This window comes from Micromonospora fulviviridis, assembly GCF_014648395.1.
GTDB classification, from domain to species: Bacteria; Actinomycetota; Actinomycetes; order Mycobacteriales; family Micromonosporaceae; genus Micromonospora; species Micromonospora fulviviridis.
Genome location: NZ_BMRA01000004.1, coordinates 61,575 through 76,404, shown reverse-complemented (window position 1 = coordinate 76,404; position 14,830 = coordinate 61,575). Strand labels below are relative to the sequence as shown.

Genomic DNA, 14,830 nt, shown 5'->3' with positions numbered 1-14,830 from the left:
CGGGTCGTCGGCAGCGTGACTGGGCAGGGCGTTTCGCGTGGTGGGGCGGGCGGGACTCGAACCCGCGACCGAGGGATTATGAGTTTCCCTAGGTCAAGTCCATCGCCGTTCACCTACGTACAGAACTGCAGGTCAGAGGGCATACGCGGACCGCCGTAAACGATCACGGACCGAGGCGTACTGCAACAGGATCTGCAACCGGCCCGAAACGGCTACCAAACGTAGGCGGGCCCGGCAGGAGTTGGCGCTCCTGTGCTCCGGGCCCTAGATCGGGAGAGGACCCCGACCCATGAGCATCATCGCATCCGCGTCCGTCCCGGCGGCCAACCGCCTCATCGACGCCGACACCGCCCCCAACCTGACCGCGATCCGCCGTCCGGACACCAACCAGGGCCGGTTCCCGACCAACCAGCCGTACACCGGCCGCGCCGCCGTGCCGGTCGAGCCGCCGGCCGCGGTGATGGAGCTGGCCCGCAAGGTCGACCGGCTGGTCGTCGGCACCAACCTCACCGACGACGAGGTGGCCGCCCGGCTTGGCGTGACGGCCGACGAGGCGTTCGACGCCTACGAGGCGTTCGACAACTACCGCCAGGCCTTCCGCCCGGCCGGCTGCCCGCCGTACTGCTCGGAGGACCACCGCGGCGAGGTCACCGAGGTCGACGGGTTCACCATCGGGCTGGTGCACGAGCGGATCCTGGCCGAGCTGACCGGGCAGGACCCCGGCTGGCACCGGGACCACCCGGCCACCGCCGTGGTGCGGATCGAGTCGACCACCGAGGGCAGCGAGGTCACCACCCCGACCCGCATCGTGCTGTCCGTGTCGGACGGCGACGAGGGTGCCTACGACGGCCAGGACACGCAGGCGTGGACCGGCACCGTCGAGCAGGCCGAGCAGCTCGCCCAGGCCCTGCTCGCCGCCGTCAGCATCACCCGCACCGCCCGATGACCGCCGGACACCCCGGGTGGTGCGTGCCGAACATGTGCACGGCCACCCGGCCCGGCGGCCAGCACCAGGCCGAGCCGGTGGACATCCGCGACAACCTGTTCGCGGTGCTGCGGCAGCGTCCCGGCCAGCCGCCGCGGATCGCGCTGGAGCACTGGGACGACCCGGAGGCCGCCGAGCCGGCCGAACTGATCCTGCTGGACCTGGTCGACGCGGCCCGCGTCGCCGACGTCCTGCCCCGCCTCGCTGACCTCGCTGGAGGCACCGAATGAACCGACTGATCGCTCGGGCGTACGAGCTCGTCACCGGCACGCCCTACACGACGACCCGCAGCGTCGTGGCCGAGTTCGGCCCGACGCTGGCGACCCGGTACCCGGAGCTGGCCGACTACACCGACGCCGAGCTGTACGCCCGGCCGACCGCCGAGATCCTCGCCGAGATCCGAGCCGGCCGCGCCGCCAACCGCCCGAAGGAGCTGACCCGATGACCCGTGCACCTGGCCGCGGTTGGGCCTACTTCGGCGCGATCCTCGGCGGCGCGGTGTCGATCGCCGCGAACGTCGCGCATTCCTACGTCGCCGCTGGCGACCCGGCGCCGCTGGCCGTCGCCATGTCGGTGTTCTGGCCGGTGGCCCTGTTCGTCGCCGTCGAGATCCTCGCCCGCGTCCAGTGGCCCGCCGGCGGCCGGTGGGCGGCGCTGCGGTTCGGCGGTCTACTGCCGGTCGCGTTCGTCGCCGCGCTGGTGTCGTACCGGCACCTGTCCGGGCTGCTCGCCCACTACGGCGAGGATCCCGTCACGGTGGCCCTGGGTCCGCTGGCCGTAGACGGTCTGATGCTGATGGCCACCGGCGCTCTGATCGCCACCGGCCGCCGCGTCGAGCCGGTCGCCGAGCTGGTCGAGGTGACGCCGGCCCCGGCCCCGGCCGACCCGGCCCCGGTGACGCCGCCGCCCGCCGAGGCTGCCGCCAAGCCGCGCACCAGCCGGCCCCGTCCCCGGTCGCTCACCAGCGCGCAGAAAGTCGCCAAGGCTGCCGCCAAGCTGCCCGCCGGGACGCTCGCGCAGATCGCCGCCAAGGCCGGGGTGAGCGAGTCCACCGCCCGCCGCCATCTGCCGTCAGCAACCGAGGCGGTAGCTGCGGAAACCCGCATCAACGGCACGCCCGTGGAGGTGTCAGCATGATCCGCCTGTTCCGCCTGTTCCGCCTGAGCGAAGAGACCCACGCCGCCCGCGTGGAGCTGCGAGAGGCACTGCGCAACCTGGCCGAGGTCAGCGCGCAGAGCACCGAGGAGACCGACGACTACCTCAAGGCCAACGGCCGCGTCATCCGCGCCGAGCGGCGCCTGCCGTGGTGGCAGCGCTTCGACATCGAGATGACCGCCTGATGTCTAGCGACTGCACGTACTGCCCGACGTTGGAGGCGCGGCTCGCCGGTGTTGCCGGCGGGCTGCGCGCCCTCGCCGCCCTCATCGAGCGCGAGCTGACCGAGGAAACCACCATGTCCCGCCGCGAGCTGCTCGACGTGGCCGCCGTGCGGGTGTCCAACCTCGCCGACCAGGCGCAAGGGGGTTACTGACCATGACCACGCTCCCCATCGAGTACGACGACGAGCGGCACGTCATCGAGGCCGACAAGGTGGGCGGTGCTGTCGACCCGGCCGACCGGCGGACCACGTTCGCCGACGTGGTGACGCGCACCGACGCCCGCCGGCCGATCGTGCCGGCTGCGCTCCGCAACCCGGACGCCCGCCGGGCGCTGGTCCGCTGGTCCGCCGGCTACGGCGGCCACACCGCCCTGTACCACCTGACCCGCTCCCCGAAGTACGCCGCCAAGGTCGCCGTCTACGCCCCGCGCGGGGCGTGGCGGGTGTCGGCCAGCGTCATCTGGTGGGCGGTCGGTGGCCGGGAGAACTTCCAGCTGCGGCAGGAAGCGGCCAGCAAGAACGACCCGCACACCTGGCAGCAGCTCGACCGCCGGCGGGAGAAGGCATCCGCCGCCCGCTGGTGGGTGGTCGGCGCTGGTCTGGTGCTGCTCCTGGCCGTCGTCGTCGGTGCCGGGCTGGCCGGGATGCCGCCGGTCGGCTGGTACGCCGCCGTCGTCGGCCTGGTGCTGCTCGCCGCGCACTACGGGCGGCCCGCTGACCGGCCGATCGTCGACCGGGTGACCACCAAGGCGGCGTTCACCAAGCTCACCGGCGAGATGGTCCGCGCCGCCGTCGTCGCGCTCGGCATCGGGGTCAAGGAACCCGGGCAGATCACGTTCCCGCCGCCCGGCATCCACAAGGACGGGCCGGGCTGGCTGGCCCGGTTCAACCTGCCCGGCGCCATCGTCGCCACCAAGGTTCTCGAGAGCCGCGACGGCCTCGCGGCGGCGCTGCGGCTGCCCGTCGACCAGGTGTGGCCGGAGGTCGGCCCGGACCACCCGGGGCAGGTCGACCTGTGGGTCGGCTATCAGCCGTCGAGCAAGATGGGGCAGCCGCGGTGGGCGCTCGCCGGCGACACGGCGCGCACCAGCATCTTCGAGCCGCAGCCGTTCGGCACCGACGCCCGGCAGCGGCCCGTGTCCACGGTGCTGTTCGAGCGGAACGTCCTCATCGGTGGGCAGCCGGGCTCCGGCAAGTCGTACGCCGCCCGCACGCTGGCCACGATTGCCGCGCTCGACCCGACGTGCGAGCTGAAGATCGCCGAGTTCAAGGGCACCGGTGACTTCCTCGACATGGCGCCGCTGTGCAGCACGTACGCCTGCGGTGTTGACGATGAGGCGCTGTCGACCGGGCGGGACGTCATCGCGTGGGCGCTGGCCGAGTGCGAGCGCCGCGGCGAGCGCATCAAGCGGGCTCGGGAGCGCGGTGAGGCTCCGCTCGGGAAGGTGACGCCGGAGCTGGCCGCCAAGCGCGGCAGCGGGCTGCACCCGGTGTTCATCCTGCTCGACGAGGTGCACGAGCTGTTCCTGGCCTACCCGGACGCTGCGGACATGGCCGAGCGGGTCGCCAAGCGCGGCCGGGCGCTGGGCATCATCCTCGTGCTGGCGACGCAGATCGCCGACCGGGACAGCGTGCCGCCGAACATCACCCGCTGCGTGGTCACCCGCTGGTGCCTGTCGGTGGGCGGCCAGGTGGAGAACGACATGATCCTTGGCACCGGGGCGTACAAGCGAGGGCTGACCGCCACCGTTTACCAGCCGGGCGTTGACGCCGGGTGGGGCGTCATCACCGGCAACGGCAAGGCCGGCTCGGTGCGGTCGTTCTTCCCCGACCCGAAGACGGCCGCCGCGATCGTCGCCCGCGCCGCCCAGCTGCGCGGTCAGGTCATCGGCGAGGACGTCGAGCGGGTCGAGGCCCGGGACATGCTCGCCGACGCCCGCGCGGTGCTCCGGCCCGGTGAGGCCGGCGTGCCGTGGGCGGTCCTCGCCGAGCGGCTCGCCGAGCTGGCGCCGGATATGTACACCGGGATCACCGCCGACATGGTGCGCGAGTCCCTCGCCCGGTACGGCGTCGACTCGATGGACGTCAAGGTCGGCCGAAAGAACCTGAAGGGCGCCCGGCGCACGTCGCTGGAGGCCGCGCAGCAGCGTCGCGAGATCGAAGCCGAGTAGGTCGCACGGCTGGTCGCGGGTGTGCCCCTGGTCGCGGAAGTGCGACCAGGGGTGCGACCAGCCCCCACCAGCGCAAACCCCTGTTGGTCGCACGGTCGCGGCACCCCCCGCTGCGGCCCCGGAAACCACCCCTGGGAGGGATCGTGAGAGGCACCATCACCGCGACCGGCATCCTGCTGGTCGTCCTGCTGGCCTACGCCGGCTCGTGCATCATCCGGCCGTTCCGCGACTGCTGGCTGTGCGACGGGCGCGGCCACCACCGCAGCAAGCGCAAGAGCAAGCTGTCCCGCCCGTGCCGTTGGTGCAAGGCATCCGGCAAGCGTCTCCGGTTCGGCCGGCGACTGTGGAATCGGGTCCGCCGAGTGCACCGTGACGCCGCCGCTGGTGCGAGGATCGCCCGGTGACGGCACCTGACTGGATGAACAAACCCGAGTACAAGAACCGGCCCGCACCCCGCACCCCGCACCCCCCGCTCTACCGCCGCAAGGTTCGCGGGCCCTTCACTCCGGGTCGGATCGTGTTCTGGCTCCTGCTCTTCTGCCTCATCGGGTCGCTGTGCAGCAACCGGCGGTAGCCTCCACCCATGCACCCGCTGACAGAGGGCGTGACCGTCGTGGTCACGCCCTCAGCGCGTTGGGTGGGCTCCGCCGTACGCAGCGGCGCCAGCCTCGCCCAGTTCGCCGACCAGCTGGCCGCCCGCGACGCCCGCAAGGCGGCGGCCAGGCAGGCGCGTGACGAGCCGACGCATTGACCGGCGGCGGTACGGTGCCGGCATGGACTTCCGCATCGGCGCCAGGGTCGGCCCGTTCATGGTCTCCGCCCCGATCGGCAAGGGCAGCCAACCGACGCTCCTGCCGATCACGCTCGACCAGTTCGTCGCCCAGGCGCAGGCAGCGGGCTTCTCGGTGCAGGTCACGCCGGGCACGTCGGCGACGATCGAGCGGCGTTGGCAGGCGGCCACCGCCTGGGTGGTGCCCGGGCGCGGCGTGGCCGTCAAACGCGCGTGGTCGACGTGGTCCGTCCTCACCCTGGTCGCCGCGGTGATCCTGGTCGTGGTGGCGTGCTGCGGGCCGGCCTTCTACAACGCAGCGCAGACCTGACAGCCGCGGAACGCGGAAACGGCCCGCCAGGTGCCTCCTGGCGGGCCGTACCGCATGGCCCGCCTATTTCTTCGAGGACCGCCACGATTGCCCGTTGCCCCGCGCCCAGTCGTCGAGCGCGGCGGCGATCTCCCGGCCAACCTCGGCCTTGTTGACCGTCGGCGGGACGTTCACCTGCCAGCTGTGGTGGTGGTTGACGACCGTCGTACCACCGCCGGCGCTGGCGGTGAGGGACGACAGGTGGCGGGGCTGGACGGTGGCGCCGTACCAGCCGGCGGCCTTGTCGAGGATCGCCATTGACCGGCGAGGATCGCCCAGCCGCGGGACGAACGCCTCACCGCCGGTGGCGGGCTCAGCGAACGCGTACCGAGCCGGGCCGGCCGGGCTGTAGACCGCCGCGTCGCGCAGCAGGCCGTCGCGGGCGTGCTCCGTGATGCCACCCCACCGGAAGGTCTTCGTGCCCTGCCCGATGATGTGCTCACCCTTGATGCTGCCGTGCGTCTCGTACTTGACGGCCACCACCACAGTCCGGCCGTTGATGCTGGCGATACGGGACTTGATGGCGTTGATGGTCGGGGTGGCCTTGTCCGTGGCCTTGACGTCCGTGTTCCACTTCTTCGGAATCGACAGCACGCTGTTGACGTACGCCCACGCCGCACCCTCCGACAGGCCATACTGCCGGGCCTGCTTGTACAGGGCGGTCCGACCCTCGTCAATCTTCGCGTTGGCCTTGGCGACCGATCCCGTCTGGTCGTAGATCGCCTGCGCGGAAGTCTTCGCCGTGGTGGCGATCCCGTCGAGCGCCTTGCTGTAGTCCCGGCCCCGCTGCGTACCCAGGTCGATCGACTTGACCTTCTTGTCGAACGTGTCCCGCGCCTCGTCGACCGCCGCCTGAAACGCCCGCTCCGCCTCGTTCGCGTTCAGCTGCATCCCGTTCAGGATCTGCAGCGCGTCGACCAGCCTGCCGGCCTCACGGGCGCCGATCCCCGCAGCGCGGCCCACAGCACCAAGGCCGGTCGTCAGCTGCTCCGACGCCCCGCCGGCGCTATCCTGCGCCGACGCCAACGCCATGAACCTCGGAATGTCACCAGTCAAGGCGGCGCCGACCAGCTCGGACACCTTGTACAGCCGGGCCATGTTCTCCAGCGTGTCGAACGCGACGCCGACGCCGGCCTCCATGACGTAGAACAGGTTCTGGAGAGCTCGGGCGCCCTCATCGGCGTACGGCGCCAGCTCCGACAGGCCATCGCCCACCACCTGGCCCAGGTCCCGGATCCCGTCCGCGACAACCTCGATGACCGGCCCCGCGTGCTCCATCGCGTCGATGATCCCCGGCATGGCGTTCTCGGCCGCGTCGAGCAGCCCGTCGACGAGCGGGTCCACGTACCGCGAGGCTGCGGAGAACACCCGGGTGAAGTCACCCTCCATGCCGTCCATACGGCGGCGGATGGTGTCGATAGCGCCCAACGTCTCCGGCACGAACGCCGACGACGCCCGCCCCAGCATCCCCGACAGGTCCTCGCCCAGCTGCGCCCCGGCGGCCTGCACCATCGGGTCCTTCGCCGCCAGCTTCAGCCCACCGAGCACCCCACCGATACCGACGCCTCCGATGATCGCCCCGCCCACCGCGGTCCCGACCAGCGTGGCCACGCCGGCGACGATGGGCGCGCCGATCGCCAGGGCGGCCGGGTTCATGCCAGCCATCGGGGCACGCGCCAGCAGCGGACCGAAACGCTGCGCGAACGTCAGCGACGCCTTGCCCGCCAGCTCAGCGCCCATGTCGCCGGCCGAGTCGAAGTCGATCAGCTTCCGCAGGTTGACGTGGTCTCGGTGCTTCCCCTGCTCGATGTTGAGCTTCTTGGTCAGCTCGGCGCGCTTGGCCTCGTCGGAGGTGGCGGCGATCTGCCGGGCCAGGTCCCGGATGCCGTCCTTCGTCTTCCCGATCTGCGAGTCCAGCCGGCGGGCGTCCCCCGCCAGGTCAGACAGTCCGCCGCCTAGGTTGTCCGTGGCCCTCGACGCCTTCTCGCCAGCCCGGGCGGCGTCGTCCAGGCCGCCCGCTAGGTCGCCGGTGGCCTTCTCCGCATTCTTGGCGTCCCGGATATACCGGGACGCCTCCAGCAGCAGATCGACCTTGACTGTTCGTGCCATCCCCTACCCCTCTCCCTGTTCCGCCGGGCCGCCCGCCTTCTGGCAGGCCTCCGGCACCGTGCCGAACGCCTCCCGGCACGTCTTCGTCCCTGGCCGGTGGCAGCCGTGCTCGGCGCACCAGCGGGCCCGTTCCCGCCGCAGGTAGGGCATCAGGTCGCCCAGCTCCCGCTTCCCGGTCATCTCGGCGGCATGCCGCAGGCCGGCGCTCAGGTTCTGCACCCACGACGGCGTCTCGCCGGCCCGCCGAGTTGGCCGGGCCGGCTCCCGGCGCCTCACGCCACGCCCCGGATCCCGTACGTCCCGCGCACGCCCGTACGTCGCTGCGGCCGGCGGCCCTGCACCTGGTCGCCCTCGTCGCCCGAGGGCATCCGCAGAGCGGCCAGGATCCGCGCCAGAGCGATCCGCTGCTGCCTCGCCTCCACCGCGGCCGGGTGCGCCTTCAGTCCCTGCGGTGACTGGATGACCGCGCCGTCGGCCCGTACGCGCCGCTCCAGCTCGTCGAGCAGGTCGACGGTGCGGGTCGCCTCGACCAGCAGCGCCAGCTCGTGCTCGTCGAGGTCGTAGTCACCGGTGATCGCCTTCCACAGCCGGCGGCCCGGCCCGCGCAGGTCCGTCGGCGGACTCACACTCTCCGACATGGTTCACTCTCCGTTACGGACGGTCGATAGGTCGACTTGTTCCAGGGCGGCCGGCCCCCGAGCGACCTCCCCGGCGGTCCTGGTCGGAGCACACCGGGGGGTCATCCCCCACCCCCTCACCCGCAGTCACCTTCACCGGGGGTGACTCTGCGTGACTCACGCGGCTGGTTCGTTGGCGAAGGCGAGCGTCAGCCGTGCGCTCGGGCTCGGGTGCACGGCGTACTCCTTGGCGGCGGTGAGCCTGGCCCGCTGGGTGTCGATGTCCCCGCGGATCCGTGCGGCGTTCCCCATCTCCCCGTCGAGGGCGGGCGCCATGGTGGTGTCGACGAGCAGGAGCATCCGGCGGGTGTGCTCGGCTGCGGTGTTCAGCTCTCCGGCCGGCAGGGTGGCGGCGACCCACGCGGGCACCTCGTCGCGCAGTGCCTGGTAGGCGTCTACGTCCCCGCTGGCGGCGAACACCTCGGCGGCCTCGGCGGGGTTCTTCCCGGCGTCGAGCAGGCGGGTGACGCGGCCGGCGGCGCGGTGCTTGCGGTTCTCCTGCTCGGTGTTGCTGCGGTCGCCGGCGAGGATGGCGGCGGCCCGCTTGTCGGCCTGGTCGAGCTTGTCCGTCACGGTGGCGGACAGGTCGCGCAGCTGGGCGTGGAACTGGTCGGCGGCGGCGCGGACGCGGTCCCGCTTGGCCTCGGCGGTGTGGATGGTCGACGCGTTGATCTGCTCGACCTGCTGCTGGTGAGCGGTGGTCGCCTCGGTGATGTCGTCGATGCCGCGGATGGCGGCGCGGTAGAAGAGGCTGGCGGTCATGGGTTGGCTCCCTACTGGTCAGGCGGCGTCGGGCACGACGTCGCCGAGGTTGGCGTCGTTGAGTTCCGGCGGCTTGCTGATGGACATGTTCACGGCGTCGGTGAGGGCCTGGGCCCGGCTGACGGAGTGGCCGTCCAGCTCGGCGAGGGCCTGCCCGGCTGCGGGGTTGTTCTCGACGTACTCGGCGACCAGGCCGCCCCACAGGTCGGAGGCCAGCGGGTTGCGGGTCTGCTGGTAGGCGTGGGCGAACCCGGCCCGCAGCAGCATGTCGTCGCCGCTGGTGTGGGCGCGTTCCATCAGTTCGCCGAGCTGGTGGGGGTCCTTGATGGCGGCCACCCGGTCGAGGGCGTCGCGGTAGCTGATGGCGTCGGACGAGCTGGCGCCAGCGGGCAGGCCGAAGAGTTGGCGCTCCAGCGCGGTACGGCTCTGGTACTGGCCGCGGTCCATCTGCCGGCGCAGCTCGGCGGCACGCGGGGCGGTGTCGTTGTAGAGCTGCTCCAGCTGCTGCCGCTTGCCCTTCGGGGAGAGGGTGTCGTCGTTGCGGATGGCGGCTACCTGCGTGCGGTAGCGGTCGGCGGTGCGGATGAGTTCGTCTCTGGCGCCCATGGCTGTGTCTCCGTTCCTGGTCAGGCGGTCTGGGCGAGTTCGCGGCCGTCGGCGACGGCTTGCAGGTGCATGTCGGGGACGTCGTGGAGCTCGGCGGGCCGGGTGATGGGGTAGTTCATCTCGCGGCGCATCCGCTCGACGCCGGCCTGCGTGGGGTTCTTGTCGGGCATCTGCCACAGCTCGGCCAGGTCGGGGTCGAGGTGGGGGCGGGCGTCGCTGTAGGCGTCGACCACGGCGGCGTCTCGCCGCTCGTAACCCCACTGGACGACCGCGCGGGCCAACGTCTCGTCACCGGAGGTGAGAGCGCTACGCAGCAGGGCCTGGGCGTCGTCGCTGCTGGTGAGCCGGGCGGCCCGGTCCATGGCGTCGCGGCGGGCCAGCATCGTGCTGGCCTGGTCGCCGAGCGTCGGGGCACCGAACAGGCGGCGCTCCAGCTCACGGCGGCGGGCGGCACGCTGGGCGTCCGCGGTGGCGAAGACACCATCCATGCGCTCGCGGGCGGTGAGGTAGGTGCGGGCGAGGTCGGCGCGCTTGCCCTCGCGGCTGGCGGCCTTGTTGCCGCGGATCCGCTCGACCGTCTCGGTGTACTCGGTGAACAGCTTCTGTGCCTGCTCCTGCGCGGTGGCCATGCGGGTGCTCCCTGCTGGTCAGGCGGCGCGTCCTGCCCGGAAGTGCTCCAGGTCTTCCCGGTCGATCAGCCACTGGTCGCCTACGCGCTGCGCGTTCAGGCGTTGTGCCGCGATTGCCGCGCGCACGCCCCGGTCGGTGATGTTCAGGAGGTCGGCCGCTTGTGTTGTTGTCAGGGGTGATCCTGGCTCGGTTTCCGGCTGTTTCCGCTGGTCAGTGCCGTGATCGGAACTGATGCCGGCCTGTTGGCGCCAGGCTGCGGCGGCGACGCCGAGGGCGACGAGCACGGCGTCGACTTCGGGGTCAGCACCGCGGTGGTGGGTGCGGATCTCGCGGAGGTCGGCGACCCGCTCCAGCCAGGCGGCGACCCGGGCGGGTACGACGACGGCGGGCCCGTCGAGCCCGTGGACGTAGGCGGCTGGTGGCCGCCATTCCCGGCCGGTCACCCGGTTACCTCTCGGCCGATTGCGTCGAGGTCGGCGGCGGTGACCATCGAGGAAAGGGCCTCGGTGACCCGGTCGTCGTACAGCCCGTGGGCGAGGACGCCGGCGAGCAGGATCATGGCGTCGAGGGCGGGGCGGGGGTCACTGCCGACGAGCCGCGCGACCTGGTCTAAATCGCGTTCGTCGCACGCGAGCAGGATCCGCGCCGCCAGGCCGAGCGCGGCCATCTCGTCTGCGGTGGGCGGTGGCTGGTTCACCGCTGGCGTCCCTTCCCGCGGCTGCGCCCTCGTGAGCCTCGCGGCGTGACCCTGCCCGTACCCCTCGGCGTGCCCTGCTCGGCCGCCTCCGTGGCGCTCAGCGTGCCGCTCCCGGCGGCATCAGGGCGGCACCCTCCGCACGTGCCGTACTGATAGAGCAGCGGGCCGAGCTGCACCATGCCGGGGTAGATGCCGTCGCCGTGCTCAGGTCCCGCGCACTGGTGGCCGCAGCCGTCGCACACCGCGTCGGCGGCGGCGTCGTGACGCAGGCTGAGCAGGTGGACGCAGGTCGGGCAAACCACCATGTGCGGCTTCCATGCGGCGCCTACGACCGGGCTTGGTCGGTCCGCCGCCGGGTTGTGTCGGCAGGTTGTCGCCCAGCCGTCGGCGAACGCGGTGAGGGTGTCCAGCAGGGACAGCCGCAGCCAGCCGGGCAGGTCGCCGGCGGTGGTCGGCCGCGCCGGGTTGTCGGACAGTCTGACGGCGACGTCGGCGATGATCCGGTGGGCGTCGGTGGCGGCAGCGTCGGCCTGGTCGAGCAGCGCGACGGGGGCGATCTGCCGGGCTCGCTGGACGAACCGGTCGTACGACGGGTGGAGCATGAGCCGCTCCAGGGCCAGGGCGGGCGTCATCGGGTGGCCTCGCAGTTCTGGTAGTGCGCGCTGGAGTCGAGCGGCCAGCGGCAGGAGGGGCAGGTGTCGTCGTCCGGCCACAGCGGGGCGACAGGGGCGACAGGGGCGACAAGTTCGGCGTTTTCCCTGCTCAGCGGGTGCGGCAGGGTGTCGCCCAGGTTGTCGCCCGCCGGGGCGACAGGGGCGACAGGCCAGGTGTCCGGGGCGAGGTTGTCGCCCGTGTCGCCCGCCGGGGCGACAGGGAGGGCGACAGGGTGCGACAGACTGTGACCTGCGGAAACGCTCGGGTTGTCGCCCGTGTCGCCCGTGTCGCCCGCCTTCAGCAGTCGGCCGGCGTGCGGGTGGACTTCCCATCCCCCGTCTTGGTGCTCGCGGATCCACCCCTTCTCGGTCAGGTCGTCGAGGACCGGCCGGGCGTCGGGTGCCTTGCGCAGCGACTTGGGCCCGGTGCGCTGGAGGTCGCGCAGCTTGAATCGCGTGAGCCCGCGGTCGATCAGCCAAGCGAGCAGCAGCCGGGCGTTGCTTGTCTCCTTGTCGTCACCGCCGGGGGCGAGGGCGGCGACGGCGTGAGCCTGGTAGTAGTCGCCCAGCTCGACAGCGGCCCGCATGGTGGCCTCGCTGATGGGCTCGCCGAGCGGCGCGCTGGCAGCGTGCAGGCACCCGGCGATGCGGGCGACGGCGCCGGCCAGCTTGGATCCCCACTCGCGGACCAGGTCGGCGCCGAGTTCACCGCCGCGGCGTAGGCGGCGCTCGACGGTGCGGTGGTATTCCAGGTGCACTTTCCGGGCCGCCTCGCTGAGCACGACAAGGGCGGGGCTGTCCCGCTCGGCCATGGACAGCGCCAGGTCGTAGATGAGGGCCTGGTACGCCTCTCGGTCCCGCTCGGGCATCTCCGGCGGCTCGACGTCCCGGTGCCCGGTGTTGTCGATGGGCAGCGCCCAGAGGATCCGGGCGAGCACGCCCCGGCCGCCGAAGTCGGGCCGCTCGACCATCTCGCGCAGCGCGAACGGCTGGATGGACGCGACCAGCGTCAGCGCCGGGGCGTCGACCCGCTCCGGTTCCCGGCCGCGTCGGTCGACGAGGATCGCGTCTCCGGCGTGGGCCATGAGGATAGGGTCGAGGTTGGGTGTCTTGCTGTAGCGGCCGGTCAGCGCGGTGAAGATGCCCGCCTCGGCGGAGATGGCGGCGATGCGACCGCCCTGGTTGGCCAGCAGCGTGATGAGGGCTTCCGGGGTGGCGTCGCTGGCGCTCAACCGGGGCCATGACGGAACGGTGACCTGCTCGGCGGCACGTACGGCTTCCTGCGCCTCCATGATCTTGACGGGGTCGCCGTCCTTAGCCGCAACCCGCTTCGCCGCGTCGGCGTACTGCTCGCGGATCTCCCGCTCGGTGCGCCGGTCGATGATGACCTGCGCGACCCGCTCGGCGAGTGCCATCTCGGCCTCGGTCAGCGGCCGGCGGCACACGGCGATGACGGCGCTCTTGCGGGAGCCGGGCGGCATGACCGGCACGACGAACAGGTTCGTCGGCTCGTGCCAGCCTCGACGCACCACGACGACCACCCTGCCGCCGACGCAGGCAGCGAGGATGCCGAGCACCACCGACCCGGGCAGGTCGGCCGGCGTCTGCACCTCAAGCGCCAGGCCGCGGACGAACCGGGCCAGGGTCGGCGGCAGGGCGTCGATGGGGAACGGCGGCAGGTCGGCCTGCCAGCCCAGCGGTAGCGGCTCGTCCCACTGGCCAGCCGGGTCGGACTCAGGCCGCTCGACCAGCTCGGCGAGGGTCCGGCCGCTGGCGATGTGGTCGGCGGCGTCCTTGCCCGCGGCGGCCTCGACGAGCGTCAGCTCGGCGGCGTATCCGGCGAGGCGCTGGCGGACCAGTGCCGCCCACTTCTCGCCGGCGGCGTCCCGGTCGACGATGGCCACGACCCGGGCGCCCTTGAGCGGAGAGACGTCGACCTTGCCGAAGTTCTCCGCACCCTGCGGGCCGGTGGTGGCGACCTCGCCCAGCGATTCGATGGCGTGGACATCCTTCTCGCCCTCGACCAGATAGATCGTGCGGCCGAACGTGACCGCCTCGACCACCTTGGGCAGCCGGTACAGCTGGCACACCCGCTTGTCGCCGGACTGCGTGAACCGCTTCCCGTCGAGCCGGTGCACGGTCCGGGTGGGGCGGCCGGTGGCGTCGGTGTACTGGTAGCGAGCCAACTCATTGCCGCTCGGCTCGTCGTACAGGTCGCGCGGCGTCATGTTGATGGCGGCCAGCACGTCGAGCGTGTCGCAGCCGGCGTGGCAGTGCAGCAGCACCGACCCCTCAATGGGGCGGATGGACAGGCTCGGGTTCCGGTCCTCGTGCGCCGGGCAGCGGGCCTGCCACTGGCCGCCGGACTGACGGACCAGGCCGGTGGCGTCGCGCAGCGCGTCGAGGACGCGGTCGATGGCAGGGGTCACGCTCGGCTCCTTGCTTGCTTGCGGCGCTGGACGGGGCCGAGCCGGTACCACAGGCCGGTGACCGGGCAGCACTTCGTGATGCGGTTGGACAGCAGCCGGCCGACCTCACCGACGCGGTGGGAGTGGCTGGTGCCGCAGTGCGGGCAGGTCAGCACGACGACCAGCCAGAGGGACCGACCGCGGCACGGCGGCGCGGCGTAGGCCCGGGCGTGCGGAAGTTCGAGCAGGTCAGCTACGCTGGTGGTGCTCGCCGCAATGAGCTCTGATGAGGCCCGGGATCCCACCCCCGGGCCTTTTCGTGTCTGTGGCATCTCAGGCAACCTCCTGGCGCTGCTCGACGCGCAGCCGGTCGACGTACTCGCCGAGGGCGGCCGTCGGGATGCGTCGAGAGCGACCGACCTTGACGCTGTCCACCGCGCCCGAGCCGATCAGCTCGAACATGCGGCTGCGGCCGATTCCCAGCTCGCGCGCCGCCTCCTCGACGGTCAGCAACAAAGGGGTTCGCATAGCTCCTCCATGATCCCTGCGGGATTCATTGGTCATGCACGCAGGACACACCATGGCGGGATCATTGTCAAGCTCGGCTGGACTCAC

Annotated in this window: 22 protein-coding genes; 11 read left to right on the top strand and 11 right to left on the bottom strand. The window is 72.1% G+C overall.

Going from position 1 to position 14,830, the window contains the following annotated elements:
• Positions 1-289: 289 nt before the first annotated feature.
• The 11 genes from IEY96_RS11725 to IEY96_RS11675 all read left to right on the top strand — a co-directional run bounded on the left by IEY96_RS11725 (position 290) and on the right by IEY96_RS11675 (position 5,634).
• Positions 290-946, top strand: coding sequence for a hypothetical protein (locus tag IEY96_RS11725; RefSeq protein WP_189194857.1), 657 nt, complete (start codon positions 290-292; stop codon positions 944-946).
• On the top strand, positions 943-1,215 hold the full coding sequence (locus tag IEY96_RS11720) for a hypothetical protein (protein ID WP_189194856.1): 273 nt from the start codon (positions 943-945) through the stop codon (positions 1,213-1,215). The genes IEY96_RS11725 and IEY96_RS11720 overlap by 4 nt, the downstream gene beginning before the upstream one ends.
• Complete coding sequence (locus IEY96_RS11715) at positions 1,212-1,430, top strand: hypothetical protein (RefSeq protein ID WP_189194855.1); 219 nt, start codon at positions 1,212-1,214, stop codon at positions 1,428-1,430. The genes IEY96_RS11720 and IEY96_RS11715 overlap by 4 nt, the downstream gene beginning before the upstream one ends.
• Complete coding sequence (locus tag IEY96_RS32585) at positions 1,427-2,122, top strand: hypothetical protein (protein WP_229791544.1); 696 nt, start codon at positions 1,427-1,429, stop codon at positions 2,120-2,122. The genes IEY96_RS11715 and IEY96_RS32585 overlap by 4 nt, the downstream gene beginning before the upstream one ends.
• Positions 2,119-2,325, top strand: a complete 207-nt coding sequence (locus IEY96_RS11705; protein WP_189194854.1) for a hypothetical protein — start codon at positions 2,119-2,121, stop codon at positions 2,323-2,325. The genes IEY96_RS32585 and IEY96_RS11705 overlap by 4 nt, the downstream gene beginning before the upstream one ends.
• A complete protein-coding gene (locus IEY96_RS11700) occupies positions 2,325-2,516 on the top strand; it encodes a hypothetical protein (RefSeq protein ID WP_189194853.1) in 192 nt (63 codons plus the stop codon). The genes IEY96_RS11705 and IEY96_RS11700 overlap by 1 nt, the downstream gene beginning before the upstream one ends.
• A 2-nt stretch (positions 2,517-2,518) precedes the next feature.
• Complete coding sequence (locus IEY96_RS11695) at positions 2,519-4,534, top strand: FtsK/SpoIIIE domain-containing protein (RefSeq protein WP_189194852.1); 2,016 nt, start codon at positions 2,519-2,521, stop codon at positions 4,532-4,534.
• A 143-nt stretch (positions 4,535-4,677) separates the two neighbouring features.
• Entirely contained in the window at positions 4,678-4,938 is a 261-nt protein-coding gene (locus IEY96_RS11690) for a hypothetical protein (protein ID WP_189194851.1), read from the top strand.
• The gene (locus IEY96_RS11685) at positions 4,935-5,108 is read left to right on the top strand and encodes a hypothetical protein (RefSeq protein WP_189194850.1); all 174 of its coding nucleotides are present in this window, start codon (positions 4,935-4,937) and stop codon (positions 5,106-5,108) included. The genes IEY96_RS11690 and IEY96_RS11685 overlap by 4 nt, the downstream gene beginning before the upstream one ends.
• Positions 5,109-5,117: 9 nt before the next feature.
• Positions 5,118-5,285: a hypothetical protein gene (locus IEY96_RS11680; RefSeq protein ID WP_189194849.1), complete on the top strand. Its 168-nt coding sequence runs from the start codon at positions 5,118-5,120 to the stop codon at positions 5,283-5,285.
• A gap of 22 nt (positions 5,286-5,307) precedes the next feature.
• Complete coding sequence (locus IEY96_RS11675; protein WP_189194848.1) at positions 5,308-5,634, top strand: hypothetical protein; 327 nt, start codon at positions 5,308-5,310, stop codon at positions 5,632-5,634.
• A 63-nt stretch (positions 5,635-5,697) separates the two neighbouring features.
• On the opposite strand, the gene IEY96_RS11670 is transcribed toward IEY96_RS11675, so the two are convergent.
• The 11 genes from IEY96_RS11670 to IEY96_RS11620 all read right to left on the bottom strand — a co-directional run bounded on the left by IEY96_RS11670 (position 5,698) and on the right by IEY96_RS11620 (position 14,743).
• Positions 5,698-7,782 (bottom strand): hypothetical protein, encoded by a 2,085-nt coding sequence (locus tag IEY96_RS11670; protein WP_189194847.1) that lies wholly within the window; start codon positions 7,780-7,782, stop codon positions 5,698-5,700.
• A 3-nt stretch (positions 7,783-7,785) separates the two neighbouring features.
• Entirely contained in the window at positions 7,786-8,001 is a 216-nt protein-coding gene (locus IEY96_RS11665; protein ID WP_189194846.1) for a hypothetical protein, read from the bottom strand.
• Between the two features lie 53 nt (positions 8,002-8,054).
• Complete coding sequence (locus IEY96_RS11660; RefSeq protein WP_189194845.1) at positions 8,055-8,420, bottom strand: terminase; 366 nt, start codon at positions 8,418-8,420, stop codon at positions 8,055-8,057.
• A gap of 156 nt (positions 8,421-8,576) precedes the next feature.
• Positions 8,577-9,221, bottom strand: coding sequence for a hypothetical protein (locus tag IEY96_RS11655; protein WP_189194844.1), 645 nt, complete (start codon positions 9,219-9,221; stop codon positions 8,577-8,579).
• Between the two features lie 18 nt (positions 9,222-9,239).
• Complete coding sequence (locus tag IEY96_RS11650) at positions 9,240-9,827, bottom strand: hypothetical protein (protein WP_189194843.1); 588 nt, start codon at positions 9,825-9,827, stop codon at positions 9,240-9,242.
• A gap of 20 nt (positions 9,828-9,847) precedes the next feature.
• Complete coding sequence (locus tag IEY96_RS11645; RefSeq protein WP_189194842.1) at positions 9,848-10,456, bottom strand: hypothetical protein; 609 nt, start codon at positions 10,454-10,456, stop codon at positions 9,848-9,850.
• 18 nt (positions 10,457-10,474) lie between these two features.
• Entirely contained in the window at positions 10,475-10,900 is a 426-nt protein-coding gene (locus IEY96_RS11640) for a helix-turn-helix domain-containing protein (protein WP_189194841.1), read from the bottom strand.
• Complete coding sequence (locus IEY96_RS11635; RefSeq protein WP_189194840.1) at positions 10,897-11,154, bottom strand: hypothetical protein; 258 nt, start codon at positions 11,152-11,154, stop codon at positions 10,897-10,899. The genes IEY96_RS11640 and IEY96_RS11635 overlap by 4 nt, the downstream gene beginning before the upstream one ends.
• Positions 11,151-11,786: a hypothetical protein gene (locus tag IEY96_RS11630; protein ID WP_189194839.1), complete on the bottom strand. Its 636-nt coding sequence runs from the start codon at positions 11,784-11,786 to the stop codon at positions 11,151-11,153. The genes IEY96_RS11635 and IEY96_RS11630 overlap by 4 nt, the downstream gene beginning before the upstream one ends.
• Positions 11,783-14,236 (bottom strand): DUF3987 domain-containing protein, encoded by a 2,454-nt coding sequence (locus IEY96_RS11625; RefSeq protein ID WP_189194838.1) that lies wholly within the window; start codon positions 14,234-14,236, stop codon positions 11,783-11,785. Before IEY96_RS11625 ends, IEY96_RS11630 begins: the two co-directional genes overlap by 4 nt.
• Positions 14,237-14,548: 312 nt before the next feature.
• A complete protein-coding gene (locus tag IEY96_RS11620) occupies positions 14,549-14,743 on the bottom strand; it encodes an excisionase family DNA-binding protein (RefSeq protein ID WP_229791543.1) in 195 nt (64 codons plus the stop codon).
• Between the last annotated feature and the right edge of the window lie 87 nt (positions 14,744-14,830).

Coding starts and splice junctions, on each gene's coding strand:
- IEY96_RS11715 (WP_189194855.1), top strand. CDS start 1,212: ATGAACCGACTGATCGCTCGGGCGTACGAGCTCGTCACCGGCACGCCC.
- IEY96_RS11645 (WP_189194842.1), bottom strand. CDS start 10,456: ATGGCCACCGCGCAGGAGCAGGCACAGAAGCTGTTCACCGAGTACACC.
- IEY96_RS11695 (WP_189194852.1), top strand. CDS start 2,519: ATGACCACGCTCCCCATCGAGTACGACGACGAGCGGCACGTCATCGAG.
- IEY96_RS32585 (WP_229791544.1), top strand. CDS start 1,427: ATGACCCGTGCACCTGGCCGCGGTTGGGCCTACTTCGGCGCGATCCTC.
- IEY96_RS11705 (WP_189194854.1), top strand. CDS start 2,119: ATGATCCGCCTGTTCCGCCTGTTCCGCCTGAGCGAAGAGACCCACGCC.
- IEY96_RS11630 (WP_189194839.1), bottom strand. CDS start 11,786: ATGACGCCCGCCCTGGCCCTGGAGCGGCTCATGCTCCACCCGTCGTAC.
- IEY96_RS11660 (WP_189194845.1), bottom strand. CDS start 8,420: ATGTCGGAGAGTGTGAGTCCGCCGACGGACCTGCGCGGGCCGGGCCGC.
- IEY96_RS11650 (WP_189194843.1), bottom strand. CDS start 9,827: ATGGGCGCCAGAGACGAACTCATCCGCACCGCCGACCGCTACCGCACG.
- IEY96_RS11655 (WP_189194844.1), bottom strand. CDS start 9,221: ATGACCGCCAGCCTCTTCTACCGCGCCGCCATCCGCGGCATCGACGAC.
- IEY96_RS11620 (WP_229791543.1), bottom strand. CDS start 14,743: ATGCGAACCCCTTTGTTGCTGACCGTCGAGGAGGCGGCGCGCGAGCTG.
- IEY96_RS11675 (WP_189194848.1), top strand. CDS start 5,308: ATGGACTTCCGCATCGGCGCCAGGGTCGGCCCGTTCATGGTCTCCGCC.
- IEY96_RS11700 (WP_189194853.1), top strand. CDS start 2,325: ATGTCTAGCGACTGCACGTACTGCCCGACGTTGGAGGCGCGGCTCGCC.
- IEY96_RS11720 (WP_189194856.1), top strand. CDS start 943: ATGACCGCCGGACACCCCGGGTGGTGCGTGCCGAACATGTGCACGGCC.
- IEY96_RS11680 (WP_189194849.1), top strand. CDS start 5,118: ATGCACCCGCTGACAGAGGGCGTGACCGTCGTGGTCACGCCCTCAGCG.
- IEY96_RS11725 (WP_189194857.1), top strand. CDS start 290: ATGAGCATCATCGCATCCGCGTCCGTCCCGGCGGCCAACCGCCTCATC.
- IEY96_RS11670 (WP_189194847.1), bottom strand. CDS start 7,782: ATGGCACGAACAGTCAAGGTCGATCTGCTGCTGGAGGCGTCCCGGTAT.